22 protein-coding genes are annotated in these 26,826 nt (G+C 50.6%); 13 read left to right on the forward strand and 9 right to left on the reverse strand.

Annotation, left to right across the window (positions count from 1 at the left end; genetic code table 11):
* Positions 1-238 precede the first annotated feature (238 nt).
* Genes MJ611_RS09275 through MJ611_RS09285 form a run of 3 tightly spaced genes read right to left on the reverse strand, consistent with a single transcriptional unit; the run spans position 239 to position 3,737 of the window.
* Complete coding sequence (locus MJ611_RS09275) at positions 239-688, reverse strand: 6-pyruvoyl trahydropterin synthase family protein (protein WP_250429425.1); 450 nt, start codon at positions 686-688, stop codon at positions 239-241.
* Entirely contained in the window at positions 685-2,505 is a 1,821-nt protein-coding gene (locus tag MJ611_RS09280) for a nitronate monooxygenase family protein (RefSeq protein WP_250429426.1), read from the reverse strand. Before MJ611_RS09280 ends, MJ611_RS09275 begins: the two co-directional genes overlap by 4 nt.
* Before the next feature lie 41 nt (positions 2,506-2,546).
* Complete coding sequence (locus MJ611_RS09285) at positions 2,547-3,737, reverse strand: proline dehydrogenase family protein (RefSeq protein WP_250429427.1); 1,191 nt, start codon at positions 3,735-3,737, stop codon at positions 2,547-2,549.
* Positions 3,738-4,063: 326 nt separating this feature from the next.
* Between MJ611_RS09285 and MJ611_RS09290 the strand changes: the two genes are divergently transcribed.
* From MJ611_RS09290 to MJ611_RS09300, 3 genes are all read left to right on the forward strand, one after another.
* The gene (locus MJ611_RS09290; RefSeq protein WP_250429429.1) at positions 4,064-4,699 is read left to right on the forward strand and encodes a thioredoxin family protein; all 636 of its coding nucleotides are present in this window, start codon (positions 4,064-4,066) and stop codon (positions 4,697-4,699) included.
* Between the two features lie 93 nt (positions 4,700-4,792).
* Complete coding sequence (locus tag MJ611_RS09295) at positions 4,793-5,236, forward strand: hypothetical protein (protein WP_250429431.1); 444 nt, start codon at positions 4,793-4,795, stop codon at positions 5,234-5,236.
* A 5-nt stretch (positions 5,237-5,241) separates the two neighbouring features.
* A complete protein-coding gene (locus MJ611_RS09300) occupies positions 5,242-6,561 on the forward strand; it encodes a hypothetical protein (protein WP_250429433.1) in 1,320 nt (439 codons plus the stop codon).
* A gap of 22 nt (positions 6,562-6,583) precedes the next feature.
* Here the strand turns inward: MJ611_RS09300 and MJ611_RS09305 are convergent, their stop codons facing one another.
* Together MJ611_RS09305 and MJ611_RS09310 are read right to left on the reverse strand one after the other, a co-directional pair.
* Positions 6,584-6,976 carry a group III truncated hemoglobin gene (locus tag MJ611_RS09305; protein ID WP_250429434.1) on the reverse strand — a complete coding sequence of 131 codons (393 nt, stop codon included), beginning with the start codon at positions 6,974-6,976 and terminating at the stop codon, positions 6,584-6,586.
* A 222-nt stretch (positions 6,977-7,198) separates the two neighbouring features.
* A complete protein-coding gene (locus MJ611_RS09310) occupies positions 7,199-10,492 on the reverse strand; it encodes a vitamin B12-dependent ribonucleotide reductase (RefSeq protein ID WP_250429436.1) in 3,294 nt (1,097 codons plus the stop codon).
* A 223-nt stretch (positions 10,493-10,715) separates the two neighbouring features.
* Here MJ611_RS09310 and ric point away from each other — a divergent pair, with 223 nt between their 5' ends.
* The 6 genes from ric (at position 10,716) to MJ611_RS09340 (ending at position 15,308) form a co-directional block, all read left to right on the forward strand.
* Positions 10,716-11,669, forward strand: coding sequence for an iron-sulfur cluster repair di-iron protein (ric, locus tag MJ611_RS09315; protein ID WP_250429438.1), 954 nt, complete (start codon positions 10,716-10,718; stop codon positions 11,667-11,669).
* Between the two features lie 208 nt (positions 11,670-11,877).
* A complete protein-coding gene (locus MJ611_RS09320; RefSeq protein WP_250429440.1) occupies positions 11,878-12,381 on the forward strand; it encodes a hemerythrin domain-containing protein in 504 nt (167 codons plus the stop codon).
* A 3-nt stretch (positions 12,382-12,384) separates the two neighbouring features.
* Positions 12,385-13,206 (forward strand): DUF2249 domain-containing protein, encoded by an 822-nt coding sequence (locus MJ611_RS09325; RefSeq protein WP_250429442.1) that lies wholly within the window; start codon positions 12,385-12,387, stop codon positions 13,204-13,206.
* A 2-nt stretch (positions 13,207-13,208) separates the two neighbouring features.
* Positions 13,209-14,525 (forward strand): hypothetical protein, encoded by a 1,317-nt coding sequence (locus MJ611_RS09330; protein ID WP_250429444.1) that lies wholly within the window; start codon positions 13,209-13,211, stop codon positions 14,523-14,525.
* Positions 14,494-14,814 carry a metal-sulfur cluster assembly factor gene (locus MJ611_RS09335; protein WP_250429445.1) on the forward strand — a complete coding sequence of 107 codons (321 nt, stop codon included), beginning with the start codon at positions 14,494-14,496 and terminating at the stop codon, positions 14,812-14,814. The genes MJ611_RS09330 and MJ611_RS09335 overlap by 32 nt, the downstream gene beginning before the upstream one ends.
* Positions 14,815-14,852: 38 nt before the next feature.
* Positions 14,853-15,308 carry an RrF2 family transcriptional regulator gene (locus tag MJ611_RS09340; protein WP_250429447.1) on the forward strand — a complete coding sequence of 152 codons (456 nt, stop codon included), beginning with the start codon at positions 14,853-14,855 and terminating at the stop codon, positions 15,306-15,308.
* Between the two features lie 162 nt (positions 15,309-15,470).
* On the opposite strand, the gene MJ611_RS09345 is transcribed toward MJ611_RS09340, so the two are convergent.
* Positions 15,471-16,757 (reverse strand): citrate synthase, encoded by a 1,287-nt coding sequence (locus MJ611_RS09345; protein ID WP_250429449.1) that lies wholly within the window; start codon positions 16,755-16,757, stop codon positions 15,471-15,473.
* A gap of 495 nt (positions 16,758-17,252) precedes the next feature.
* Between MJ611_RS09345 and yjjX the strand changes: the two genes are divergently transcribed.
* Positions 17,253-17,816, forward strand: coding sequence for an inosine/xanthosine triphosphatase (gene yjjX, locus MJ611_RS09350; RefSeq protein ID WP_250429451.1), 564 nt, complete (start codon positions 17,253-17,255; stop codon positions 17,814-17,816).
* A gap of 49 nt (positions 17,817-17,865) precedes the next feature.
* Here the strand turns inward: yjjX and MJ611_RS09355 are convergent, their stop codons facing one another.
* From MJ611_RS09355 to MJ611_RS09365, 3 genes are all read right to left on the reverse strand, one after another.
* On the reverse strand, positions 17,866-18,237 hold the full coding sequence (locus tag MJ611_RS09355; RefSeq protein WP_250429453.1) for a hypothetical protein: 372 nt from the start codon (positions 18,235-18,237) through the stop codon (positions 17,866-17,868).
* A gap of 504 nt (positions 18,238-18,741) precedes the next feature.
* On the reverse strand, positions 18,742-19,920 hold the full coding sequence (locus MJ611_RS09360) for an amidohydrolase (protein ID WP_250429455.1): 1,179 nt from the start codon (positions 19,918-19,920) through the stop codon (positions 18,742-18,744).
* A 155-nt stretch (positions 19,921-20,075) separates the two neighbouring features.
* Positions 20,076-20,738, reverse strand: a complete 663-nt coding sequence (locus MJ611_RS09365) for a transmembrane-type terpene cyclase (protein WP_250429457.1) — start codon at positions 20,736-20,738, stop codon at positions 20,076-20,078.
* A gap of 644 nt (positions 20,739-21,382) precedes the next feature.
* Between MJ611_RS09365 and MJ611_RS09370 the strand changes: the two genes are divergently transcribed.
* The 3 genes from MJ611_RS09370 (at position 21,383) to MJ611_RS09380 (ending at position 26,473) form a co-directional block, all read left to right on the forward strand.
* Complete coding sequence (locus tag MJ611_RS09370; protein ID WP_250429459.1) at positions 21,383-23,311, forward strand: PrkA family serine protein kinase; 1,929 nt, start codon at positions 21,383-21,385, stop codon at positions 23,309-23,311.
* Positions 23,312-23,442: 131 nt separating this feature from the next.
* Complete coding sequence (locus tag MJ611_RS09375; protein ID WP_250429461.1) at positions 23,443-24,708, forward strand: YeaH/YhbH family protein; 1,266 nt, start codon at positions 23,443-23,445, stop codon at positions 24,706-24,708.
* A 250-nt stretch (positions 24,709-24,958) separates the two neighbouring features.
* Entirely contained in the window at positions 24,959-26,473 is a 1,515-nt protein-coding gene (locus MJ611_RS09380) for a SpoVR family protein (protein ID WP_250429464.1), read from the forward strand.
* Positions 26,474-26,826 lie beyond the last annotated feature (353 nt).

Consider the following 26,826-nt stretch of genomic DNA (forward strand, 5'->3'; position numbering starts at 1 on the left):
CCAAGCCGCTTAAATGGCAGGTCGGATTGCCCGAACTATAACCACCAAGGTAATCAGAAGGGGAGAGGGCAAAAATGCAGTTCGTCAACTTAAAAGATGATAAATGTCAACTTCCAAGCTGCATTCTGACCGGCATGCGTGTTGCCGTAGATCTAGTATTAAACTTATTTATACCTGCTGAAAGAGTAAAACGCTACCGGCTCATGATCTTATCAGCCGGTAGCGTTATTTATGTTACTTACCTGTTATCAGAGGCATACCACTCGGCAAAGGAATTCTGCGTTTCCCAGAGCTTCAGGCTGTGCAGCTCAACACCTGCCGGCAGGCTTCCGGAAAGGCGCGTTTTCATGTCGATGAGCATGTTCTCGCAGGTAGGCTGGTAAGGCACCAGCACCAGCTTGTGGTGCAGCGCCCGCAGCACATCGACCAGTTCCGCCGGGCTGTCCTGGCGCAGCAGGAGCGCATGGTCCATCTGCTCAAGTATAAGCTCCTGCACTAGCTTTTTAAGGTCGCCGAAGTCCACCACCATGCCATTTTTCGGGTGAAATTCATCTACCAGGGGCGTTCCGATAACGGTAACCTGCAGCTTGTACGAATGGCCGTGAATATTGCGGCAGGGACCGTTGTAGTTCTGCAAAGCGTGCGCCGCTTCAAAGGTAAAAAGTCGTGTCAGTCTTATCCGGGTCATGCCACTGCTATACTTGTAGGTTTATCCTGTTGTAGCTGGTCTTCTGCTTCCAAGAGTTCATCCAGCATAAGTACCTGTTGCTCCAGCTCTTGTTCTGCATCGAACAGCGCAGGCAACAGCTGCTTGTAATAAGCTATCCCCTGCAGCAGGTTCTGCCGGAAAGCCTGGATATACTTCTGCTGTTTTTCGTTTGGCTGCGCCATCTGCTCCTTCACCAGGTTTTGCCAGTAGGCCACGTACATGCCCAACTCGTTGATGAACATGTGCGGCCGGTATGTAGTATTTAATACGTTAGCGCGGCCATAGATGTGGCCTACCATCTGCTGCAAAGTGAACGTGCCGGAGAAAAATGCCAGGTTAGGTCCCGGGCAGATAGCAACTGCCTTATGGATGGGCTTTTGGCTGATGTTGAGCTGCAGCAGCGCTGTGTTTGCCAATCCTTCGCACAGGCACTCTTTGGCCAGCACTTTGGCCTCTTCGGCTTTATAGGTTGCTTCGGGCAGGTTCAGCGATTGCAGCTGCACGAGTTTGTTACGCTGGTATTTGCGGGAGGCGGTACAGATGGGCTGGTCGGTAAAGTCGGAGTTAGATACCAGGTGTTTTTTTACGCAGGGGCTGCCGGGCTTTCCTTTCTCAGCACGGGCAATCTTAAGGGCTTCGCTGCTGGTGCCGCGGAGCGCATTGAACGGAACGCCCAGTGGCGAGATCGGGCTCAGGTTCAGGTCTTCTTTTCGGGCATCTATAAGTTTCTGCAGGGTCTCTTCGTCTACAGTAGTAGCCTCCGGTACCAGCAGGAACGGGGTGCCCCAGCCGGTTGCGTCTACGCCGTAGTGCTGAAGCAGGAACTCATTCTCAGCAGCCGTACCAATACCGCCCTGCACGGTAATACGCATGTCAGGAGCAGCCGTAAGTACAGGAAGCTCTTTGGCAGCGAGCGCAGTGCTTACCATGCCGAAAAGCTCGGCCTGTAGCGCCTCGCGGTTCTGCTTAAATTCTTCCAGGATCGGCCCCATCAGGAAACCATCGGTCGCAAAGGCATGACCGCCACAGTTCAAACCCGACTCGATCCGGAACTCTGACACCCATAAGCCTTTTTTTGCCAGGATCTTGCCCTGCACATACGCCGAGCGGTAGTCGCTCACCTTTATCACGATCTTCTTCTGCAATTCTCCCTGCTCGTTCGGGAAGAACACCGGGAATTGCTCCAGGTAACTGTAAAGGCGCATGTTCATGCCCGCAGAAAATACCACCGATGACGAAACCGTGCTGTTGGCAAAGCCGCGCAGTGCAGCCAGGGCATCGGAATACTCCTGCGGCAGGGGTTCTCCGTTCTTGGTATAGTTGGTCTTGTCCAGCTTGGTCATGATGTTTACATCAATGCCACCCGGAACAACAGCCATGCGAAGTTCCTGTTGCAACTGCTCTTTTTGCTGTGGATCTATACTTTCCAGCATGTGCTGGTATTTTGCTTTTAAAGGTGAACTGTCAGGAAGCAACTGAAAGTATTTGGTTAGCTCAGTACCTTCTGCAAAAGCCTCCTGCCGCATTTGTTGTACTTGCTGCTTTACTACTTTGTCGATCAGGTTAAGGTAACCGGTAATGCGTCGGGCGCGGTAATCTTCCTGGTCCGTGGTAATGGGTTCGTAAGGCTCGTTGTAGTACCGGCTGTAGTATTCGCGCATTTGCTCGATCAGGGTATCGTCGCTGAGCGAGATAACGGACGAGATGCCATAGCGCGCTACTTTCAGCGGCGAATCAATGGAAAAGGCAAGCCCCATGACAGGGATATGGAAAGTATGAGGTGTGTTCTGTTGCATGAATTGGAGGTGATGTAATCGTTTTGATTGGTTCTTTTCTTTTACAGTAATTTTCGGCGCTGCATTTCCTCTTTCAGCAGCGTGAGTTCTCTGCCAGATTGCCCGGCAATGGAGGTGTTCTCTTCGGCACGCCGGATCAGGTAGGGCACAGCGGTCTGCACAGCCCCGTAAGGCAGGTATTTAGAGGCATTAAAGCCGGCATGGGCCAGGTTGAAGGTCAGATTGTCGCTCATGCCGTAGAGCTGCGAGAAGTGGATGCGTTGCCTATGGTCCCCGATGCCATCGTTGAGGATGCGTTGCGCCAGATAGCGGGTGCTCGACTCGTTATGGGTGGCGGCGCATAGCTCCACGCGGTGCAGGTTAGCCAGGCAAATGTCTATTGCCTCATTGAAGCTGTTGTCGGTATCGGATTTCTGGGTGAAAACTGGGCAGGCGTATCCTTTTTCAGTAGCCCTTTCCTGCTCCTTCTCCAGGTAAGCACCCCGCACGATCTTTACGCCTAAGTTTACCTGGCTGTGTTCTGTCCGCTTGAGCCAGGATTTAAGGTAATCGATCCGGTCGGTGCGGTACATTTGCAGGGTGTTGAAGACCACTGCCCGGCGGTTGTTGTAACGAAGCGTCATCTTCTCTGCCAGCTCATCGATGGGAGTTTGCAGCCAGGTTTCTTCTGCGTCGATGTACAAGGTAATCCCTGCTTCGGAAACTGCCTGGCAGATCATGTCGAGGCGTGCTTCTGTTCGGGCGTAGGAGCTTTTTTCTTTTTCTGTCAGCGGCTGTCGCTCGCTTATTTTCTGAAATACATCCCGTTCACCAATGCCGGTCAGCTTAACGCTGATGTAGGCTATTTCTCCGGTTGCTTTGGCAAGGCGCACATTCCTTAGGATCTCATCACAGACAAAGTCAAATCCGTTTTCATCTTTTTCTGCTTCGGCGGCATAGTCCAGCACCGTGGCTACATGCCTGGTAGCCAGCTTGCGGATGGCGCGTTGTGCTTCCTGCACGGTCTCACCGCCGCAAAAGTGACGGTAAATGGTACTGCGAATCAGGCCTTTTATGGGGAGCTTCAGCCGCAGGGCCCAAATGGTGGCGATGCCTCCCAGTTTTACCAAGGATGGTCTTCCCATTACCCGGAACAGCAGGTGTGCCAGCCGCAGCTCCTCATCGGTTTTGGTGCTGAAAGCCACCTTCAGATCATCCGGATCAAAGGGTTTTACAGTTATTGTTTCTTTCATCTCATTATCAGCAAGTGTTCTATAGAATCTGAACTTGTTTTCATGTAAGGCTAAATGGTATACCTGGCCCGTGGCCTGCATGCGGCTCCTGTGTTTCCGTTGCCGGTGTTGCAGCAGTGCACAGCGTTTACTTTTTGCCGACACAAGATAGGATTCACTTTACCGGCTAAAAATGAGTTGTGTCAGGCTAAAAAATGACATAGATCATTGCCTATATTTATTTATTTGCTCCTGTATAAGTGGGTGTAGAGAACTAGAACTGAGTGACTTTTGTCATTTTATAGTAGAAGGGTACCGGGTATACTTGCAGAAAAAAGAGATATCCTATGGTTACTACTACAGAGCAGATACAGCAACTGGTAAATCCGCTTACTTATCAGGCATACCGCGACCTGGTAGAGCGGCTGGTGGAAGAGAATGCCACTACTGGCGAGGAGCAGTCGGAGCAGCGTGTGGCTTATACCAAACTCAACCTGCAGCGCATGAAGCGGGTTGAGAAGCAGTTTAAACTAGCGCCCGCACTTCAGGAGGCACTTGCCGAGGCGCAGCCAAACTGGCAATGGCTGGTGCTGGTAGAGTCCTGGTGCGGCGACGGTGCGCAGCTTTTACCAGCCATTGCCGGCATTGCGGCCGAGTTTCCTTCTATTGAACTTACGGTGCTGCTGCGCGACCAGAACCCGCAGCTGATGGATACCTGCCTGACCAATGGTAGCCGCTCGATCCCAAAACTTATCTGTGTTAATAGGGAGACAGGGGATCGGGTTTTTACCTGGGGACCACGCCCGGCTGCTATTCAGGAGCAGTTCCTGAAGTATAAAGCTCAAAATCCGCAGGCCGAAGACGCGGCAGTGCAGCTGCACACCTGGTATGCCAAAGACCGGAGCGAAGCCCTGCAGCAAGACCTGCTGCAACTGGTACTGAAGTCAACAGCTACAGCAGGTAGTGAAATTGATCTATCTTAGGTTTTATACTTTTGTTCAGGTACTTTTTATATGTTGATATTTGTTAGTATAATAGTATAAGAATCAGAATCTTCTGTACCTAAATTACACAGTATGAAAATAGTAGCAGCCGCCATTCTGTTAGCCAGCCTCGTATCTACCTGCGGACACGAAGATGCCGACCAGGAGACCACGCACCAGGAAGAAGTACAGATTACCCAGACTTTGGCACTTAACAACGGGGAGCGTTGGCAGGCAGATGACGCAACAAATCAGAACATGCAGGCTTTGCAGCAGCTGCTTCAGGATTTTGCAAAGCAGTCCGAAACACAATCGCTGGATGCCTACAATGATTTGGGCAGCGCCATGCGAAGCGGATTGCAGCAACTGTTTACTGATTGCACCATGAAAGGCCCTGCGCACGACATGCTGCATACGTTCCTGCTACCTATTGCTGAAGACATAGCCCTGCTGGAGGGTAAAGACGAAACAGAGGCCATGGCTGCCCATAGCCGCATCAATGGCCGGTTGGCTCAGTACAGCGCCTATTTCCAATAGTACAGATGTTGCAGGCAGCGGAGAGGAGTGTTGAGGTGGATCGTACGGCGGCGGTACGGGCGCGCTTAGCGCTCGGCTACTTTGCCCTGGTAGGTGTGCTGGGGCTGCTGCTGCGCTGGTTGCTGGTGCAGCCCATCAACGGGATCAACTATAAATTTCTGCTGCACGGGCACTCGCATGTGGCGCTGCTGGGTTGGTTATACTGTGCCTTTTTTGCGGCACTGCTTTACGCTTTTCCGCCCCAATCAATAGCTGCTCAGAAATCCTTCAAGCGCCAGTTTCTCCTGACGCAGGTATCGGTAGCCGGCATGCTGGTTACCTTTCCAATACAGGGCTACGCGCTGTTTTCCATTACCTTCTCTACCCTGCACATCCTGCTGAGCTATTGGTTTGGCTGGAGCTTTTGGAAACACTTGAAAGGGTATGTGCAGCAGGAGGGCAGGTACCAGGTGCCGGTGAAGTATATCGGAGCCAGTTTGCTGTTCCTGGTGCTCTCCACCATAGGCCCCTGGTCCTTGGGACCTATTATGGCCAAAGGCTTATCCGGAAGTGAGCTATACTACTCGGCCATTTATTTTTACCTGCATTTCCAGTACAATGGCTGGTTTACGTTTGCTGTTTTAGGGCTGTTTTTGTGGTGGCTGGAGCACAACAATTTATACTTTAACAAACAGCTTGCTACCCGCGCTTTCTGGTTTCTGGCCCTGGCCTGCGTTCCGGCTTTTGCCTTGTCGGTGCTCTGGACAAAACCTGCTGTTTGGGTGTATGTAACAGGCGGAGTGGCAGGCCTAATGCAGCTGGCAGGTTTATACTTTATACTTCGTTCAATTCTCGAAGTATGGCCGGAGCTGGTAGCGTTGCTGAAGCCCTGGGTGCGGCGCTTGCTGGGGCTTGCCTTAGTGGCCCTTGTCCTGAAGTTGGTATTACAGGCGGCCTCTGCCTTGCCATTTGTAGCTGATCTGGCGTATCAGTTTCGCTACTTTATCATCGGGTACCTGCACTTGTCGCTGATCGGGTTTGTGTCACTGTTCATGCTGGGCTTCTTCCTGCAGCAGGATCTGTTTCGCTTCGGGAAGTATGGCAAAGGTGGTTTATCACTGCTGCTGGCCGGTTTCTTTCTGAGCGAATCGCTGTTGTTTCTGCAGGGAACGTTTCTTTGGCTGAACTTGCCGGCAATTCCATCCTTTAATCAGCTGATGTTCTGGGTAAGCATACCTATGCCTGTAGGCTTGCTGCTGCTGTTCTTCAGCCAGCGCGGTTTATACTTGTCCCGTAGCAACACCTCGAAGGCTGCGGTCAAAACGCTCTCACCAGCGGAAAATTAGCTCTGTTTTTTCCCAAGTGCTGTTATAAAATAGCACCTCTGTTCTTTTTAAAATGCGCTATCTTATCTGAGAACATTTCGGCCATCCGTTCGGCCCGCCATTTGGCTTCAGCTGCTTTTTCGCCGGTAAACAGTTCGTCCACCGTTTTGTAAAAAATGCTGAGCCACCTCTCAAAATGCTCTTCGCCAACGGGCAGTGTAATATGCTTCATCCCCGGGCTGCCCTGGTAGGTGCGCTCGCCGAGCAACACCGTTTGCCAGAAGTTGTACATGATGTTCAGGTGCCTCTCCCAATTTTCTTTAATCCTCTCTTCGAATATCGGCCCTAGCAGTTCGTCTGCTCTTACACGGGTGTAAAAAGAGTCGACCAGTTGCTTGATGTCGTCGAGGGTGAGGATGTCTTGTTTTTGAGTCATCTTGTAAAGTTATGCTATAAAAATCAGCTGGATCAGGTTTTCACCTCCCCAATACCCCAATGCTATCAACTCAAGGGTTTGGCTGTCATTTCGAACGCCAGTGAGAAATCTGGAATTTTGCGGGGCAGTGATAACATCCAGATTTCTCCCGATGGTCGAAATGACAAGGTTGCTGTTGTTCTTGCTCAAGTCAACGGCATTGGGGCAGGTAGGAGTAATAAATTAACTACAGCCCAGGCTATTGCCGCAGTTCAGGCACTTATAGCACGTGCCGGAGCGGATGGTGATGTGGCCGCATACGTTGCAGATCGGCGCATCGCCCATCATGCTGGCCAGCACCTGTTGCGTTTGCTCCATCAGCACGGTTCTGCTCTGGGTAACCAAGGTATAGCCGTTGGCTTTTACATCTGCACCGTTTGTTGCTGTTACGCTTGTGGCATTTACATTTGCTGATAATTCCACGGTAGGAGCAGGCTCATCCTGCTGAACCTGTAGCTCCTCCGGCTTCACATGCACCAGGTCGGTACGGTTCAGGTATTCGTAGCCCAGCAGGCGGAACAGGTAGTCGAACACAGAGGTTGCCTGTTTGATGTTGGGGTGCTCTACGCGGCCGGCCGGCTCGAAGCGGGTAAACGTAAAGCGGCTTACATACTCCTCCAGCGGCACCCCATACTGCAGTCCCAGCGATACGGAAATGGCGAAACAATTGAGGATGGAGCGGAACGAAGCACCTTCCTTGTACATATCGATGAAGATCTCGCCCAGGCTGCCGTCGGCATACTCGCCGGTTCGGATGTAAACGGTGTGGCCGTCAATCTTTGCTTTTTGTGTAAAGCCGTTGCGCTTGTCGGGCAGTTTGCGGCGGTCTACGATGTTGCTCAGCTGCTGGCGGAAGGCCTTGTTGCTGCTGTCGGAAAGTATGGATTTGGCCGCTTCCAGTATCTTTTCTGCCGTTAGCTTTTCCTGCTCGGTTGCGGCAGGTTCTTTTTCCTGTTTGCTGCTTTTCGAGGAGAGCGGTTGCGAGAGCTTGCTGCCATCCCGGTAAATAGAGCAGGCTTTCAGGCCCAGTTCCCAGGCCATTTCATAACAGCGGGCCACTTCCGCTACCGAGGTTTCGTTGGGCAGGTTGATGGTTTTGGAGATGGCGCCCGAAATGAAGGGCTGTACGGCAGCCATCATCCGCAGGTGGCCTTCCGGTTTGATGAAGCGGGTGCCTTTGTTGCCGCAGCGGTTGGCGCAGTCGAATACGGCGTAATGCTCCGGTTTCAGGTAAGGGGCTCCCTCCACAGTCATGGTGCCGCAGATATACTCGTTGGCTTCTTCTATTTGTTTTATAGTATAGCCCAGTTCCTGCAGCAGGTTAAATTCTGGTTGCTTATATTGAGCAGGCGTAAAGCCAAGTCGCTGCAGACATTGTTCGCTCAGCAGCCCCACCTGGAACACACCGGAAATATCATAAGCCGTACGCATCTGCTCTTCCAGTTTCGCTACATCGGCCTGACTAAAGCATAGCTTCAGGAGTGCCTCCGGATACAGGTGCGGAGCGCCTTTTAAGGTGCCATGCCCTTTGGCGTAGGCCACAATGGCATCAACCTGATCAGGAGTATAGCCGAGCTTTTGCAGTGCTACCGGTATACTTTGGTTGATGATCTTGAAGTAGCCGCCGCCGGAAAGCTTCTTATACTTTACCAGCGCAAAGTCAGGTTCTACGCCTGTGGTGTCGCAGTCCATCAGCAGGCCGATGGTGCCGGTCGGGGCGATGACCGAGGCCTGTGCATTGCGGTAGCCATACTTTTCGCCCAGCTGCAGGGCTTCGTCCCAGCTCCGTACGGCAGCCTGCAGCAAATCTTCCGGACAGGTTGCCGGGTTTAGACCTTGGGGCTTGATGGAAAGACCTTCGTAGCTGCCTGTAGTATTGTGAGCGGCATAGCGGTGGTTGCGGATCACGCGCAGCATGCTTTCCCGGTTAAGGTTATACTTTGGAAAGGGCCCTAACACGGAAGCCATCTCAGCGGAAGCTTTATAGGCAATCCCGGTCATCAGCGATGTAATGCCGGCTGCCAGGCCCCGTGCTTCGGGACTGTCGTAGGGGAGGCCCTGCACCATGAGCAGCGCCCCCAAGTTGGCATAACCCAGACCGATGGTGCGGTAGTCGTACGAGCGCTGCGCCACCACTTCGGAAGGGAACTGCGCCATCAGTACAGATATTTCCAGCACGATGGTCCAGAGGCGGCAGGCATGCTCGAAAGCCTCCAGGTTAAACTGCTGTGTTTCTGTATCGAAAAAGCGGAGCAGGTTAAGCGAGGCCAGATTGCAGGCCGTGTTGTCGAGGAACATGTACTCGGAGCAGGGATTAGAAGCCCGTATCGGCCCCTCGGCCGGACAGGTATGCCACTCGTTGATGGTGGTATCATACTGCACACCCGGATCGGCACAGGCCCAGGCTGCTTCCGCTATCTGGCGCCACAGCTCCCGCGCCGGAATGGCCCGCAGCACACGCCCGTCGGTACGTGCCTTCAGCTCCCAGTTGCCGTTTTCGTGCAGCCGTTTAAAGAACCTGTTGGGCACCCGCACCGAGTTGTTTGAATTTTGCCCTGATACGGTCTGGTAAGCTTCCCCTTCAAACTCCCCCGAATAGCCCGCCTTGATGAGCGCCGCTACCTTTTTTTCCTCCTCTTTTTTCCAGTTGATAAACTCCACGATCTCCGGGTGGTCCAGGTCGAGGCACACCATTTTGGCGGCCCGGCGAGTGGTACCCCCTGACTTGATAGCACCGGCTGCCCGGTCGCTGATCTTCAGAAAGGACATGAGGCCCGAAGAGCTGCCGCCGCCGCCCAATGGCTCATCTTTGCCGCGGATGTTCGAAAAGTTGGTGCCAGAGCCGGAGCCATACTTAAAAACGCGCGCCTCCTGCACCAGCAGGTCCATGATGCCGCCTTTGCTGGCTAGGTTATCATCCACGGAAAGTATAAAGCAGGCATGCGGTTGCGGGCGCTCGTAGGCAGAATCTGTTTCCTGTAGCTGCTCTGTTTCCGGATCTACATAAAAGTGGCCCTGCGCTTTGCCTTTCAGCCCATAAGAAGTATACAGCCCGGTGTTAAACCATTGCGGGGAATTAGGCGCAGCATACTGCCCCAGCAGCATGTACACCAGCTCATCGTAAAAAGCCTGCGCGTCCTCATCCGAGGCAAAGTAATGGTAGCGGCTACCCCAGTCTCTCCAGCAATTGGCCAGGCGGTGTACTACCTGTTTGATGGAACGCTCTGCTCCGCTAGAGCCATCCGGCTGCGGCACGCCGGCCCGGCGCAGGTACTTCTGAGCCAGGATGTCGGTGGAGATCTGCGACCATGCGGCCGGCACTTCCACATCGTTCATTTCCGAAACCACATCGCCCAACGGCGTGCGGATGGTGGAAGTCCGCTTCTCATAGCGGAACTGCTCGTAAGGGCTGCTGTCCTGGCTGGTGAAGAAGCGGCGGATGGTGAGCCCTTTGCTGGCTGTCTTATCTTTTTTCATGAGTAGTGGAGTGTAAAGCGTTTAGAGTGAAGCTGATATATGTCATGTCTAAAGTATGATATCGGTCATTTCTGGCAGGAGGCGGGTACTCTATATTTGTACGAGTAAAGGTAACAGAGAATATTTGAGATAAAAATACCTTTATATCTTTTATTTTTAAAAGCCCGTACATACATTTACAGCGGCAATCATTTACAACTAACTCTTTAAAAAAAGTAATATCATGGAAACGATAGAAACACTGGATGTAACCGTACTGGAACCCCGCCTGAAGCACCCCACCATCTTTAACTGGTTCGATAACCTGACCGGAGGGGAGTCTTTCATCATTCACAACGACCACGACCCAAAACCGCTTTACTACCAGCTGCTGGGCGAACGGGGCAATACCTTTAAGTGGGAATACCTGGAGCAGGGGCCTGAAGTATGGGAAGTAAAGATATCGAAGCTGACGCCTGCCGAAGGCGACACCGTAGGCGAGCTGGTCGCCAAAGATTACCGCAAGGCGCAGGTGTTCAAAAAGTATGGCATCGACTTCTGTTGCGGCGGCAAAAAATCGCTGGCGCAGGTGTGTGAAGAAAAGAACATCGACCAGGATAAACTGGAGCAGGAGCTGAACGGCTTAACTGACCAGGCGACGGCAGGTCGCGAGAACGAGTACGAGAAATGGGACCCCGCTTTCCTGGCAGATTACATTGTGAACGTGCACCATACTTATGTGCGCGAGGCGATACCGGCACTGTACGAATACACCGCTAAAATTGCCCGTGTACATGGGGCGCGTCATCCGGAGCTGCTGCAGATAGCGAAGCATTTTGTAAACGTGGCCAACGAACTGGAAGTGCACATGCCAAAAGAAGAACGCGTGCTGTTCCCTTACATCAAGCAGTTGGTAGAGGCGAAGAAAAACGGTCAGAAAGTAGAGCGCCCGGCCTTTGGCACCATCCAGAACCCGATCAACATGATGGAGATGGAACACGAGTCTGCCGGTAACGAAATGGAGTCTATCCGCGAGCTGAGCGACAACTATACCGTGCCTGCCGATGGCTGTGCTACCTACCGTGTTGCATTTTCCAAGCTGAAAGAGTTTGAAGAAGACCTGCACCGCCACATTCACCTGGAGAACAACATCCTGTTCAAGAAAGCGCTGGAGCTGGAGAAAGAGGTGCTTGTCTGAATCAGGATTTTCAGGATTAAAAAGGATGGGCAGGATTTATATAGTTTATAGTCTAAAATAAGTGCTGTTCTAATTGAGGAGAAAGTCCCCCTTGGGGGTAGGGGCCCTCGACAAAGAAGGGGGCAGGGGGATGACAATCGTTCCCCACTCTTCTCCTGACACCTACAGACATCTACCCAAATTACAACGGGCAAAGCCCACCATTGTCATGGAAACGACACTAAAACCACAGAAACGCGACAAGAGCCTGGTGCCCTTTTCAAAAGATCATCATTACGGCTTGCTCTTTACCTGGAAACTACGGCAGGGGCTGGCGAACGGAACCCCAATAGAAGTGCTCAGCCGCTACGTCCGTTACTTCTGGGAAACAATACTGAAGAATCATTGCAAGGAGGAGGAAATAGTTCTGCGCCGGTTGGTAAAAGACAATCACCCGATGCGCATCCGCATGGAAGAGGAACATCACCTGCTCCATGCGATTATTGACAAGGTATTGGCTGGCCAGCGCCTGACACCGGAGCTGCTGAACGTGCTACAGCAGGACCTGGTAGACCACATCCGCTGGGAAGAGCGGGAATTGTTCCCATACATCCAGCAGGTTGCCGACCCCGACGAATTGCAGCTGATCGGAAAGCTGCTGGAACAAAAGTGGCAAAAGCCAGTGGAAGCATTTGAGCCGGAATTCTGGGTTGTACAAAAAGAAACCGCCTGAGCCATGGAACTAGCGGCCACTACCAGGATCTCGGCCATCATCAAGGAAAACCCGGCGGCTATTGAGGCCATTGTTTCGATCAACAAACATTTTGAAAAGCTCCGGAACCCTTTGCTGCGCAAAATACTGGCCTCCCGGGTAACGATAGCCGATGCAGCCCGAATCGGCAATTGCCAGGTAACGGATTTTTATGAGAAGCTGGCTCCGCTTGGTTTCAGCACGCCGGCAAACGAATCAAATGATAAGAAGTCAAACGCAATGAATACTGTAGAGAAACCAGCCTTTATGAAGCGGCAGATTGAAGCTAACACGGTGGTGCTGGATGTGCGCCAGACCATTGCTTCAGGGCGCGACCCTTTCCTGGAGATCATGGCCGCCGTGGATGCGCTGAAAACAGGAGAGGTGCTGTGCATTGTAAATACCTTTGAGCCGACGCCGCTCATTGCCATACTTCAGAAAAAAGGTTTTGCCTACTACACCGAAACGCTGGCGCCAGACCTGATCCATACATACTTCAGCAAAGAAGAAAGTATGGAGGAGCCTGACAAAGCTGTTGCAGCAAAAGACGAATCTGATTTTGATGCGCTGGTGCAGGCGTATGACGGGCTGATGCAGCAGGTGGACGTGCGCGAACTGGAAATGCCACAGCCGATGGTGACCATACTTTCCGCGCTTGAAAAGCTGCCTGAAGCGGAGGCACTGTACGTGGTGCACCGCCGGGTACCGCAGTTCCTGATCCCGCAATTGCAGGAGCGGGGCTTTAGCCTGTGCTACAAAGAAAAAGGACCTGCCCGGGTCGACCTGCTCATATACAAAGAGACCTAGCCATGCAAACAACTATAACCAACTCACCGGGGAAATGGGTAGTGCTGCCGCATTACGGCTTTGCAGCCGTTGCCCTGGTAGTGCTGAGTCTGTTGCTGCTCTTCTCGACAGATGCCTTTGGCGGCCATTACTTTCACCCGAAGCTGTTAACGCTGACGCACGTAGCGGCTTTGGGCTGGGCCACCATGGTCATTTTCGGAGCGCTGTACCAGCTGCTGCCGGTGGTGCTGGAAGTGCGCCTGTACAGCGAAAAACTTGCGTACTATGCCTTTGGCTTGCTCAGCTCCGGCACCATCCTTTTGGCCTGTGCCTTCTGGCATTTCTGGGTGGGTACCATCATGCAGGTGGCGGCCCTTTTTCTGTTTCTGTCCTTTGGTTTGTTTGCCCTGAACGTGGTGCAGACGGCGCGTACAGCTGCCAAATGGACCATCGAGGCTGACTTTATTGTTACCTCGACGGTGTGGCTGCTGGCAACAGGCTTTGTGGGGCTGCTGATGGTGTTCAACTTTACCTATCCGTTCCTGCCGCAGGAGCACGTGCACTACCTGAAGCTGCACGCGCACCTGGGGATGGTGGGCTGGTTTTTGCTGCTCATCATTGGGGTAGGGGCAAAGCTTATCCCGATGTTTATGCTTGCGCATACCGAAAGTACCCGTAATTTGAGTATTGCCTATTACTGCATTAACGGTGGGCTTATACTTTTCGCAGCCGATCACCTGTTCTTTCATACAGCCTTTCTACCGGTTTATGCGGGGCTCGTAATGCTTGGCATTACGTTCTTCCTGCTGTTCCTACGCCAGGCAAAGCAAGTGCAAAAACGGCAGGAAGCGGACCTGGGCATGAAACAGACATTTGTAGCCTTGGGTCTGCTTCTGTTGCCGGTTATGCTGGTGTTCCTGGTAACTACAAATCTGGGTTTGCCGCAGGGGTTGCTCTCTTCGCTGTACCTGGTCTATGGTTTGTCGGTGTTTCTGGGTTTTGTGACGGCGCTCATACTTGGGCAAACATTTAAAACACTGCCGTTCATTATCTGGATGCACCGCTACCAGGACCACGTAGGCCGCTTCAAAACACCACTGCCAAAAGACCTCTACAGCAACGACCTGCTCCGCTGGCAAAACATCGCTTACCTGGCGGCGCTGCTTGTATTGCTGACAGGTGTGCTGGTTGCACAGCAGGCAGTTATACTTGGAGGAGCCATGTTATTTGTGGTCGCAGCGGTATTGTATGCGGCCAATGTGTTTAAAGTGTTGCTGCACCGTGTACACGATTTAAAACCGATCAACTATGGAAGCGCAAGAACAACAACAGCTGTCTGAAAAAGTATACGAAAGCCTCAAATACATCATCGATCCGGAGATCGGGATAAACATCGTGGACCTGGGGCTGGTTTACAAGGTAGCGCTGCAGGAGGAGCAGAAGCTGTACGTGGAGCTGACGCTGACCACACCCGGCTGCCCCATGAGCAGTACAATTATCAAAGCAACCGAACAGCTGCTGGCGCTGCACTATCCCGAGTACCAGGCACATGTAGAACTGGTCTGGCTGCCGCAGTGGACGCCCGAGATGATATCAGAAGAGGGTATGCGATTACTCGGGAATGACTGATATATTTGTATCAACGCTTAAACTTAGTACCCGAACAGATGCTTTCGAAAACGACAGAATACGCTCTTCGCTCCATTGTATACATTGCCATGATGGATGCGGAAGGGAAACGAGCCGGCTTGAAGGAGATTGCCAACGAACTGGAGTTGCCTTCCCCTTTTATCGGTAAAATACTGCAGGACCTGGTGCGCAAAGGTGTTATCTCGTCGGTTAAAGGTCCGCATGGCGGTTTTTTCATGCACCGGCCTTCAGGCGATATCAGCATCATGGAGGTGGTGCGCCATATCGACGGGCTGGAGGCTTTCAAAAAGTGCGGCATGGGCATGAAGCAGTGTTCTGATAAACATCCCTGCCCGCTGCACAACGAGATAAAAGCGTACCGGGACAACATGCTGCGCACCTTCAGCAACAAAACCATCAAAGATCTGGTGGATGGGGTGAACTCCGGAAAGTTCTTTATTAAAAACGAGCCTGAGGAGGTAACAGAAAGCTAAACCCTTTATATCATCTGGTAAGATAGAAGCCGGCCAGGCTGTGCCATTCTGGTGCAACCGGCCGGCTTTCTTTTTCTGCAAAGTATAAACAACAGCTGCCTAAAAGTATAAAACAGGAAAGGCCGGTTCATCACCGGCCTTTCCTGTTTTAGTAAGTTATACTTAGCGTTGTTCCATCGGAACGTAGTTGCGCTCTCTTTCGCCAGTGTAGATCTGACGCGGACGACCGATCGGCTCTTTCTGCTCGCGCATTTCTTTCCACTGCGCGATCCAGCCTGGCAGACGGCCAAGGGCAAACATTACGGTGAACATATCGGTTGGAATACCCAGGGCGCGGTAGATGATACCGGAGTAGAAGTCTACGTTCGGGTACAGCTTGCGATCTACAAAGTATGGATCGTTCAGTGCCGCTTCTTCCAGTTCTTTTGCAATGTCCAGGATAGGGTCCTGTACGCCAAGTGCAGTCAGTACTTCGTCAGCAGCTTTCTTAATGATCTTCGCACGCGGGTCGAAGTTCTTGTAAACGCGGTGACCAAAGCCCATCAGACGGAAAGGATCGTCTTTGTCTTTCGCCTTCGCGATGTATTTCTTAGAATCGCCGCCGTCCGCTTTGATGGCTTCCAGCATCTCGATCACGGCCTGGTTAGCGCCACCGTGCAGCGGGCCCCACAGCGCGCTGATACCAGCAGATACAGAAGAGTACAGGCTGGCGTTGGCAGAACCTACCAGACGCACGGTAGAGGTAGAGCAGTTCTGCTCGTGGTCAGCGTGCAGGATCAGCAGTTTGTTCAGGGCATCCACAACAACCGGGTTGATCTCGTAATCCTCAGTCGGGAAGGCGAACATCATGTGCAGGAAGTTCGAGCAGTAGTCCAGTTTGTTTTTAGGATAGTTAACCGGATGGCCTACAGAGTTCTTGTAAGACCAGGCAGCAATGGTAGGCAGCTTCGCCATCAGACGAATGATCGAAAGGTCTACCTCTTCTTTTGTCTGGTTCGGGTTAAGCGACTCCGGATAAAAAGCAGTCAGTGAGCTGATCAGCGCAGAAAGAATACCCATTGGGTGTGCTGCAGACGGGAAACCGTCCAGGATCTTACGCATATCTTCGTTTACGAGCGTATGCATTTTGATCTTGTTGCTGAAATCATCCAGTTCCTGCTTAGTAGGCAGCGTACCGTAGATCAACAGGTAAGCAACTTCGATAAAGTTTGATTTTTCGGCCAGTTGCTCAATTGGATAGCCTCTGTAGCTCAATATGCCCTGCTCACCATCCAGGAACGTGATAGCGCTGGTAGTAGCACCTGTATTTTTATAACCAGAGTCTAGCGTGATATAACCGCTTTCAGCGCGGAGATTAGAAATATCAATTGCTTTCTCATCTTCAGTACCTGTTACTACAGGCAATCTGTAAGATTTACCCTCTAAGATTATTTCAGCGAAATCTGACATGCGTATGTTTTTTATATGTCCGTTGTTGTGTCTCTTAACGAAGCGAAATTATACAAAAATGTAAAAAAAAGAAATCAGACAGTCTTTAATATCTTAAAATATAAATGTCTTGATTTAATAATCACTTCTTGCCTTATCTATTAACGGCTGTGCATTAAAAGGTTGCAGGCAGTACCTTTTTAGTATATCAAACGTCGGATAATAAATTGATATTATACTATTTATATTCCTGTAGCTCTTGCATCGGTTTAGAATAAGAACAGGCATTGCTTGTCTTTGTTATGGAATAACAGCAGCTAACATCAAAGCAAATTCACACGATAACCAGATAGCATTTTGTGGCTTTTCTCTTCTCCGAACTTACAACATGCTGATGTATACTTCAAGACAGCAACGCTGCAGGCGCATGTACAAAGTCGGCGATTTATACTTCACAAAAGCAGGCTGTTACCATTGGCTAAAAATGAGTAATCTTGCAGAGAAAAGCATACGAGTATGGAGCAAGCGATACAAACAGTGGTGGTGGCATCTGGTAACCCGGTTAAGGTTCAGGCGGCAATGGAAGGTTTCCGGTTGATGTTTCCGCAGGTCCATTTCGGGCAGGTATCGGTTGCTGTGCCGTCCGGTGTGTCAGACCAGCCCATGTCAGATGCCGAGACCCTGACAGGAGCACTGAACCGGGTAAACAATGCCTGCACTGTGCACCCAGAAGCTGACTACTGGATTGGTATTGAGGGAGGCGTGGAAAGGCTGAACGGGGAACTGGCTGCCTTTGCCTGGATTGTGGTACGATCCGGAAGTATGGTCGGGAAAGCCCGCTCCGGTACCTTCTTTCTGCCACGCGCTGTTGCCGACCTGGTGGAACAGGGCATTGAACTGGGCACTGCCGACGACATGGTCTTCAGCCGTAACAACTCCAAACAGCAGGGAGGCGCCATCGGTATCCTGACAGAAAATGTAGTAGACCGAAAACAGCTGTACGAGCAGGCAGTTATACTTGCCCTTGTGCCTTTCCGGAATGAGCAGCTCTATTCGGGTACTTTCACAACCGAAGTATAGAACCCCGGCTTCAAAGTATAAAAAAGGTAAGAAGCGGCAGCGGTGCCGCTTACCAGAGCGGGGTATCGTCTTCGGAATCGGAAAGCTTGTTTCCGAAGCCGGTCTGCGGATTGTAGGGAGTGCCCCGGCCTTCCAGGTGGTCACGCATGTCCATGTGCAGCTTAATCTGGTCAAGCTCGATAAATTCCTTCCACAGTCCCTGGTCTTTAACAGACATGCGGTCGATCAGGTCGCTCAGCTGCAGGTTCTTGTCTGTCTCGATCAGTTCTTTTATGTAAGGGTCCGAATCTACCATACCCTGGATCCGTACCCGGAAATAGGTATTGAGTTCTTTATACCTTTCTTCGTCCCACTTGCTAAGATCAATTTGCTTCATAAGGTCTTTTACGGCAACAGGTGCTGCCTGTGGTAGTTTATCCATCCGAAAGTAACAGAATATTTAGCTTTATTATACTGCCGCGCTGCAGCTTACCAGCTTATACTCTATAAAACAAAAGCAGTAAACCTCAGTGGTCTACTGCTTGTAAGGAGTGCACTCAGTTTATAGTTGCACGCCCGGATGGCGTATAGCCGCACTGTTACTAATCGTAACTGTTCTTCTTCTTTTCCTGTTTTGCAGCCTTCTTTTCCTTGGTTGTTTTAGCAGGCTTTTTCTTAGCCTCTTTCTTTGCGTCCTGTGACTTTGCCATGGGTATAGAATTTAGTGTTTTACCTAAAGATACGGGATTTTTGGAATTGGTTTAAAGCAAATTTATGCCTGATCAAAAAAGCAGGTTGCCTGTGCCAGGCCGGCTGTCGTTTACAATCACCTTTTCAGACGATTAGCATACGGCACGTACCTGCCATTAAAATTATAAAGTATAGGAAGAGCGGATCTACTTTTAGACCAAAAGCCAATGCCAGGTACTTAAGGCACAAGCAAATTTTACTGAATAGCTTCTTTTTCTTTGTTCAGAATTTGCTGCGCAATGGTATAGAACAACACTGCGCCAGTAGGTATAAGCGCATCAGGAAAATCATAATTGGAGTGATGCAGCTGAGGTTGCTCCAGCCCTGAGCCCAGCCCGAATAAGGCACCATTATACTTGTTGGTAAAATGCCCGAAGTCTTCTGACCACCGGAACGGTTGCTGTGCTTCCTGTACCTCAAGCTGTAACTTTTCTGCTGCACGCCGCACCAGCTGCACACTTGAAGTATGGTTTACAGTGGCCGGAAATTCCTCCGTATACCGGATGCTGTAGGTTAGCTTATGTTTCTCTGCCTCCACTTTGACGGCCTTTTCGGTAAGGTGCTTCAGCAGGTCGAAATCAGCTGGCTGGTATGCTCGTAGCGTAGCCATGACGGTAGCAAAGCCCGGGTTTGTACCAAAAGCCACTTCACCAAGGCGCGCATGAATCACCGTCAGCAGTGTCAGGTTCCTGAACTGATCTTTTTGCTGTGCAAGTTGGTTAAGTGCCAGCACGAGTTCTGCCATGGCTACCCCGGGGTTGTGTCCTATTTCAGGTTCGGCAGCATGCGAGGAGCTGCCCTGAAACTCTACGATCAGGCCGGTGGAAGCGGCAGCAAATACCTCGTTGCGTAAAACTACCTGGTGCAGCGGCGCGCCGGGTATGTTGTGCAGCGCAAAAACATAGTCAGGAGCCAGTTCTGCAAATCCGCTTTCTGCGAGTACCGCCCGGGCTCCGGCACCGGTTTCTTCTGCCGGTTGGAAAAGAAGTATGACTTTGCCTCTCGCTACTCTTTGTTGCTCTAAAAGGCTTGCCAATCCTACCAGAATAGCCATGTGCCCGTCGTGTCCGCACAAATGGGCGACTCCTGTGCGCCGCGATCTATAGGCTTTTGTACCTGTTTCCGGTATGGGCAACGCGTCGAGTTCGGCTCTGAAAAGAACGGTAGGCCCTTCCGGGTCTTCACCTTCATAAACAGCAGCAACTCCGGTTCCTCCAAGGTGCGTCAGGATCTGATCGGGCTGAAATGCCTGCAGGTGTTCCACTATCTTATGGGCTGTTTCCTGCTCAAGCCCTGAGAGTTCCGGTTGCTGGTGCAACTGGTGGCGCAGCTGGATCAGATAATTAAGGTGCGGCAAGTCTTTTTCAGTTATCATGGAGCAGGTCAGGGTTAGCGGTAAAACAGTTATTTAAGGTACGCTTTATCCATGGAAAGTGCCAGCAGTTGTTTTAGTACAACGGCTTTTGCTATACTCGTTGAATGATTTGCCGGTAGCAGCAGTATTCTACGTCTTGTTTATACCTTCTCGTTCTATACCCTGGTCCAGGGAGAAAGCCTGGCCGCTTTTATCTTAAAGTATAAAAGTATAAAGTAAAGCAAATCAAAGATGAAAATGCTGATGTACAGCAAGATCAGCAGGTAAGAGTTTGGGAAGTATAAGTAGAGCAGAACGGAAGGGAACAAAGTACCGATCATCTTGCTCAGAGCGATGTAAAGCGACTGCCCCTGCGGGCTGTTCCGTTTCAGCAGCATGTGGATGAACAGGACAGACATGAGCAGGTTCTGGCTAAAGGCCGCATATACCCCGTTAAAATCCTTAAGCTCCCGCGAGAGCAGCATAACAAATAAAGCTCCCAAAACCAGCGTGAGCAAAAAAGTAGGGTAGAAGAGGCTGCGCGGCAGCTGTTCCGGAAATTCCTTTTTCCCATACTTCAGGTATTGCACCAAAATGCCGGCATCAAAAGCAAGCCATACATAATCGATGTATAACTGTGGCGTGCTGTGCGGGTAGACAAAGGAAAAGATGAACTCCCAGGAGAGGTTGGCACACAGCGCCACCATTGGCATTCCATAGGCTTTATCGATAAATCCCCGCCTGAGGATGAGCAGGTACGTTATCGTCCAGAAGATGCCGCTACAGATCTTAAACAGGATATCTACGATCGGTGATACAGCTGACGGGTTTTCCAACATGGTTTCTTCTTAATTACAGCTTTATCTTCCTTTTGGTATTGCGTATAAAGTATAAGGTTAAGGCGTAATCATTGGGATGCTTCACCCTTCCTTCCTAAGCATTATCCTCCTGATTACCTGTCCGTATAAACATTTAACTATAAAATATAACCGATTTTGAATTTAAAATTTGGAACTGCTGTTCCAATAATAGTTCCCTCTTAGTACTTAAAAAGATAAATATTTGCTTTTTAGATAGTTAAGGTGGCGAACTTCAAAAATAAACGTATTAATAACATAGGGTAGATAACAGCTGATTTTTAGTTCAGAATCTGTGCTTATGTACTCAGTAACAAGCGAATCGGAAGACGGAGCTGTAGCCTCTTCCAAAAGCCTTTATCGCAGCTGTTGCAGCTAAGCAGCAGCAGTTATTTTCAACAGACACCGAGTAACAGAAACCTTGGAAGAAGGTAAGTAAGATCGCCTGAAATAAGGGGCATCTTGTTCTGTTTTATAAAATGATCATCAACTATAAACATACTACATCCGCTATGACCAGATTAGTTGCTTAGCAGTAGCTCGCACTCCGACAACATAGGTTGAGAAACTGCTCATTGCTCTATGGTTTAAAATGATTCTGACTCTGTTACAAAGACATAAAACACATGAACATTTTAGAAAAGATCAAGACAAATTACAGTGCCTCAATGAATGAGATGACAGTAGCTGCCTATCTCGAGGAGTGTAAGAAAGACCCGAAAGTGTATGCCAAACCTGCAGAAAGAATTCTGGACGCAATCGGAGAGCCGGAAGTCCTGGACACCCGACAGGATCCCGTGCTAAGCAGAATCTTCTCTAACAAGAAGATCAAAATTTACCCGGCCTTCAAGGACTTCTATGGTATGGAAAGTACCATCGAGCAGATCGTTTCGTATTTCCGCCACTCGGCACAGGGGCTGGAAGAAAAGAAACAGATCCTGTACCTGATGGGCCCGGTAGGCGGAGGTAAAAGCTCGCTGGCCGAAAAGCTGAAGCACCTGATGCAGCAAAACCCCATTTACGTGCTGAAGGCAGGCGACCAGGTAAGTCCGGTATTCGAAAGCCCGTTGGGTTTGTTCGCCGACTATACCGAGGAACTGGAAGAAGAGTATAACATTCCGGCCCGCTACGTACCGAGTTGCATGAGCCCCTGGGCTTCTAAACGACTCCGCGAGTTCGACGGCGACATCAATCGTTTCAAAGTGATCCGCTTGTTCCCTTCCATTCAGGAGCAGATCGCTATTTCCAAAACAGAGCCGGGCGATGAGAACAACCAGGACATCTCCACGCTGGTAGGTAAAGTAGACATTCGGAAGCTGGCCGAGTACCAGCAAAGCGACCCGGATGCTTATTCCTACACCGGTGGCCTGTGCCTGGCCAACCAGGGGCTGCTGGAGTTCGTGGAGATGTTCAAGGCGCCGATCAAAGTGCTTAACCCGCTCCTGACCGCCACCCAGGAAAAGAACTACAAAGGTACAGAGCCGATCGGCGCCATTCCTTTCGACGGAATAATACTTGCGCACTCCAACGAATCGGAGTGGGCCAAGTTCCTGAACGACAAGAAGAACGAGGCCTTCCTGGACCGTATCTACAAAGTGCAGGTACCTTACTGCCTGCGCGTCAGCGAGGAGATCAAGATTTACGAAAAGCTGATCCGGGAAAGCTCTCTGAAAGATGCGCCCTGCGCTCCGAAAACCATTGAGTTGCTGGCCGAGTTTTCGGTGATGTCGCGCCTGAAGGAACCGGAGAACTCCACCATGTATTCAAAAATGCGGGTGTACAACGGCGAAACCCTGCGCGAAACTGACCCGAATGCGAAGTCTATACAGGAGTACCGCGACGATGCCGGTATTAACGAAGGCATGCAGGGTATCTCTACCCGCTTTGCCTTCAAGATCTTATCTAAAGTGTTCAACTTCGACAGCGAAGAGATTGCCGCCAACCCGGTGCACTTGCTGTATGTGCTGGAGCAGGAAGTGATCAAGATGATGCTTCCGCCGGAAACAGAATCCAGGTACCTGCACCTGATTAAATCGGTACTGGCCAGCAAGTATGCCGAGTTTATTGCCGACGAAATCCAGAAAGCCTACATCGAATCCTACAGCTCGTATGGCCAGAACATCTTCGAGAAGTATGTGATCTATGCCGACCACTGGATGCAGAACAACGATTACCGCGATCCGGACTCAGGCGAGATCTTCGACCGAAGCATTTTGAACGAAGAGTTGGAGAAGATCGAGAAGCCGGCCGGGATTGCCAATCCGAAAGATTTCCGTGCCGAGGTTACCAACTTCTTCCTGCGCTACAAGGCCAACCATGCGGGCAAGAGCCCACGCTGGGATTCTTATGAGAAGATCAAAACCGTGATCGAGAAGAAGATCTTCACCAACACCGAAGACCTGTTACCGGTTGTATCCTTCAATGTGAAGAGCAACGAGGAAGACGAGAAGAAGCACCGTGACTTCACCAGAAGAATGCGGGAACGCGGCTATACCGATAAGCAGATCCGCATACTGGTAGACTGGTTCATGCGCGTACGAAAAACGATGGCGTGATGTTAATGAGTGAGTTTTGAATGAGTGAATGAGTGAATGTTCAAAAGAGAATAATATGCGCTCATTCACTCACCCACTCATTCAAAATTGAATATTCACTCATTCACTTATTCACTCATTCAAAATTAAGTATGAGCCATATCGTAGACAGAAGAAAGAATGATAAAGGGAAGTCAACCGGTAACCGGCAGAAATTCCTGAAGCGGGTCGAGAGCCAGATCCGGAAGGCCATACCTGATATCATCAGCCAGGAAAGCATCAAAGACAGCAACACGGGGGGCAGTGTGAAGGTGCCCGTGCGCGGACTGGATGAGCCCGCTTTCCGGCACGACCCTAAAACAGGCAGAAAGCAGGTGGTGCGGCCTGGAAACGACCGGTATAACGAGGGCGACCGGATTCCCAAACCAAAAGGCGGCTCAGGCAGCGGTGGCGGAAAGGGATCGAACAGCCCGGAGGTAACAGAGGATGAATTTACCGTCGTTTTGTCGCGCGAGGAATTCCTGAAGTATTTCTTCGATGACCTGGAACTGCCCAACATGGTGAAAAAGCTCATGGAGAGCACCGAAAGCTTTGAGATGAAACGTGCCGGCTACACCCGTGACAGCGTTCCTTCCCGGCTCAACATCAAGACCAGCTACCAGCAGTCGCTGGGCAGGCAACTGGCTTTGAAGGGTGCCTTCGAAAAGAAGCTGCAGAACCTGCAGGAGCAACTTGCCAAAACCAAAAAAAAGGACGAGCGGGCGGCGCTGGAAGTAGAGATCGAAAAAGCAAAACGACAGGCCAATACCATTCCTTTTTTCGAAGACATTGACCTGCGCTACAACAACTTTGAGCGGGTGCCCATACCTGTAACATCGGCTGTCATGTTCTGCATCATGGACGTTTCGGCATCCATGGGCCACCACGAAAAAGACATAGCCAAACGGTTCTTTACGCTGCTGTACATCTTCCTGACCAGGCAGTATAAAAATGTGGAGCTTGTATTCATCCGCCATCATACCGAGGCCAAGGAGGTAGACGAAGAGGAATTTTTTAACTCACGGGAAAGCGGGGGTACGGTGGTGGCTCCATCCCTGAAGCTGATGGACAAGATCATGCGCGAAAGGTATGATGAGAGCTGGAACGTGTACTGTTGCCAGGCATCGGACGGCGACGTGTGGTCGAAGCAGGATGCCCTGGAGTGCAAGAACCTGCTGCTGGAAACCATACTTCCGTGCATACAATACATGGCCTACATCGAGATCAACAACAAGAGCAAGGAAAGCGACCTCTGGCAAGCCTATAACCGGATCAGCAACGACGAGGAATTTTCGATCCGCCATATTTACGAAGTATACGAGATATGGCCTGTCTTCCAGGGGCTGTTCCGGAAAAGGAAAGAAGCAGCTGTTTCCTAGACTTTGTAACAAAGGACAATGTGACAAAAGATAAATGCTTCTTCCATGCCGCCAGTTTAAGCGCAGCGGTAACTGGTGGTGCAGCATGACAGCAAGTTTGCAACTTGCGGAAGTAGAAATGCGGGAAATGAAGTGTGCCAGTTACAAACTGGCCCCATAAACTGCCACAAGTTATGCTGACGCTAAACTTGCGGCATGGCCGGAACGATTCGGACAGGTCGTGATCTGTCCCTACAATACACCAATCACCATGACCGACAAAGATAAATACAGGGCCATGTTCTGTAACCCCAACTGGGACTACAACACACTGGAGGCAGCCGATGAAGTGATTAGCAGGATAGGGCGTGAGTACCTGAAGCTGAAAACTTATCCCAACCAGATCGAGATCGTTACCTCGGAGCAAATGCTGGATGCTTACGCACTTACCGGGCTGCCGACTTCCTACCCGCACTGGAAGTTTGGGAAAGACTTTGTCCTGAACCAGAACAACTATACCAAGGGCCGCATGGGGCTTTCTTACGAGCTGGTGATCAACTCCAACCCCTGCATCAGCTACAACATGGAGAACAACTCTACCTGCATGATGCTGCTCGTGATTGCCCATGCCTGCCAGGGCCACAACGCCTTTTTTGCCAACAACTACATGTTCCTCGACTGGACCTCTGCCGAATCCATTGTAGACTATATGGTGTTTGCCCGCGACTATATTTTAAGGTGCGAGGAAGAGTACGGCGAAGAGGAAGTAGAGCGGGTGCTGGATGCTGCCCATGCGCTGATGAACCATGGGGTTGATAAGTATAAAAAGCCATCTAAATTATCGGCCATTGAGGAGAAAGAACGGCTGAAGAAGCTGACGCTGATCAAAAGGGAGAACTATAACGAGATTTGGAAAACCTTGCCGGCAGCGCCTGTTATACTTGATGCAGGTATAGGAGAGGAGCAGCGGTTTCCGAAAGAGCCGGAAGAGAACATTTTATACTTTATCGAAAAGTATGCGCCAGCCCTGCCGCAGTGGAAACGGGAAATCATCCGTATCGTGCGGAAGGTGTCGCAATATTTTTACCCGCAGGGTGCTACCAAAGTAATGAACGAGGGCTTTGCCACCTTCACCCACTACCACATCATCAACAAGATGTTTGAAGAAGGCTATGTGAACGATGGGTTTATGCTGGAGTTTTTGAAAAGCCACAGTGGGGTATTGTACCAGCCGGAATACAACAGCAAGTACTACTCCGGCCTGAACCCTTATACGCTTGGGTTCAATATTTTCATGGACATCAAGCGCATCTGCCTCAATCCTACCGCAGAAGATAAACAGTGGTTCCCGGACCTGATCGGCAAGAACTGGCTGGAGCAGGTGCACTATATAATGGAGAATTTCCGCGACGACAGCTTTATACTGCAGTACCTGTCCCCGAAAGTAATTCGCGACATGAAGCTGTTTACTATCGTGGACAATGAGCATGAGACCGAGTATGAGATCGGGGCGATCCACAACGAGCGCGGATACAGAAAAGTAAGGGAGCAGCTGAGCAGCCAATACGACCGTGCCTCCATGGTGCCCAACATCCAGGTAACAAAAGTAGACCTTCACCAGACCAGCAAATTATACCTGACGCATGCTATCCAGAAGGAGCGCAGGCTGGACGCCGAGAGTGCCAAAGCTACCCTGGAGCACATCCGCTACCTGTGGGGATTTCCGGTAGAATTACATTCCAAAAACAAGCTGGGTATAAACGAGAGCTCGTTTGAAATGAAGTAGGGGGATTCGTTTCTTGGTTCTCTGCCTTTGCTTTAGCAGGAGTTATACTTGCATAGCTACAGTTGTCCAACCATCCCTGCCCCTCCTTATCCAAGGAGGGGAGCTTTTACCTGCTTTTTCAAGCTTCTTAGCTTATCGCAAGTTACCTACTCTTAAAGTATAAGTATAAACAATAACTATAGAACAGTAGGTTAGCTAAAGTAATAGCAGGCTCCCCTCCTTAGACAAGGAGGGGTTAGGGGTGGTTGGATTTAGCAGTTGAGAATAAGTGCCAGCCTGATTCACCCGCTCTGTCTTCTTTTGATCAGGTAATTACGCAGCACCTTTGCGCCCACAAATCCCAGCAGAAAGTA

Origin of the sequence: Pontibacter ruber, assembly GCF_023630205.1 — a bacterium.
GTDB classification, from domain to species: Bacteria; Bacteroidota; Bacteroidia; order Cytophagales; family Hymenobacteraceae; genus Pontibacter; species Pontibacter ruber.

What these genes read in the sequence shown, in the direction of transcription:
- MJ611_RS09305 (WP_250429434.1), bottom strand. Translation starts at nt 6,976, where the DNA reads ATGACTCAAAAACAAGACATCCTCACCCTCGACGACATCAAGCAACTG.
- MJ611_RS09355 (WP_250429453.1), bottom strand. Translation starts at nt 18,237, where the DNA reads ATGGATAAACTACCACAGGCAGCACCTGTTGCCGTAAAAGACCTTATG.
- MJ611_RS09380 (WP_250429464.1), top strand. Translation starts at nt 24,959, where the DNA reads ATGACCGACAAAGATAAATACAGGGCCATGTTCTGTAACCCCAACTGG.
- MJ611_RS09325 (WP_250429442.1), top strand. Translation starts at nt 12,385, where the DNA reads ATGGAACTAGCGGCCACTACCAGGATCTCGGCCATCATCAAGGAAAAC.
- MJ611_RS09295 (WP_250429431.1), top strand. Translation starts at nt 4,793, where the DNA reads ATGAAAATAGTAGCAGCCGCCATTCTGTTAGCCAGCCTCGTATCTACC.
- MJ611_RS09330 (WP_250429444.1), top strand. Translation starts at nt 13,209, where the DNA reads ATGCAAACAACTATAACCAACTCACCGGGGAAATGGGTAGTGCTGCCG.
- MJ611_RS09290 (WP_250429429.1), top strand. Translation starts at nt 4,064, where the DNA reads ATGGTTACTACTACAGAGCAGATACAGCAACTGGTAAATCCGCTTACT.
- MJ611_RS09275 (WP_250429425.1), bottom strand. Translation starts at nt 688, where the DNA reads ATGACCCGGATAAGACTGACACGACTTTTTACCTTTGAAGCGGCGCAC.
- MJ611_RS09320 (WP_250429440.1), top strand. Translation starts at nt 11,878, where the DNA reads ATGGAAACGACACTAAAACCACAGAAACGCGACAAGAGCCTGGTGCCC.
- MJ611_RS09285 (WP_250429427.1), bottom strand. Translation starts at nt 3,737, where the DNA reads ATGAAAGAAACAATAACTGTAAAACCCTTTGATCCGGATGATCTGAAG.
- ric (WP_250429438.1), top strand. Translation starts at nt 10,716, where the DNA reads ATGGAAACGATAGAAACACTGGATGTAACCGTACTGGAACCCCGCCTG.
- MJ611_RS09300 (WP_250429433.1), top strand. Translation starts at nt 5,242, where the DNA reads ATGTTGCAGGCAGCGGAGAGGAGTGTTGAGGTGGATCGTACGGCGGCG.
- MJ611_RS09370 (WP_250429459.1), top strand. Translation starts at nt 21,383, where the DNA reads ATGAACATTTTAGAAAAGATCAAGACAAATTACAGTGCCTCAATGAAT.
- yjjX (WP_250429451.1), top strand. Translation starts at nt 17,253, where the DNA reads ATGGAGCAAGCGATACAAACAGTGGTGGTGGCATCTGGTAACCCGGTT.
- MJ611_RS09375 (WP_250429461.1), top strand. Translation starts at nt 23,443, where the DNA reads ATGAGCCATATCGTAGACAGAAGAAAGAATGATAAAGGGAAGTCAACC.
- MJ611_RS09345 (WP_250429449.1), bottom strand. Translation starts at nt 16,757, where the DNA reads ATGTCAGATTTCGCTGAAATAATCTTAGAGGGTAAATCTTACAGATTG.
- MJ611_RS09335 (WP_250429445.1), top strand. Translation starts at nt 14,494, where the DNA reads ATGGAAGCGCAAGAACAACAACAGCTGTCTGAAAAAGTATACGAAAGC.
- MJ611_RS09365 (WP_250429457.1), bottom strand. Translation starts at nt 20,738, where the DNA reads ATGTTGGAAAACCCGTCAGCTGTATCACCGATCGTAGATATCCTGTTT.
- MJ611_RS09280 (WP_250429426.1), bottom strand. Translation starts at nt 2,505, where the DNA reads ATGCAACAGAACACACCTCATACTTTCCATATCCCTGTCATGGGGCTT.
- MJ611_RS09340 (WP_250429447.1), top strand. Translation starts at nt 14,853, where the DNA reads ATGCTTTCGAAAACGACAGAATACGCTCTTCGCTCCATTGTATACATT.
- MJ611_RS09310 (WP_250429436.1), bottom strand. Translation starts at nt 10,492, where the DNA reads ATGAAAAAAGATAAGACAGCCAGCAAAGGGCTCACCATCCGCCGCTTC.
- MJ611_RS09360 (WP_250429455.1), bottom strand. Translation starts at nt 19,920, where the DNA reads ATGATAACTGAAAAAGACTTGCCGCACCTTAATTATCTGATCCAGCTG.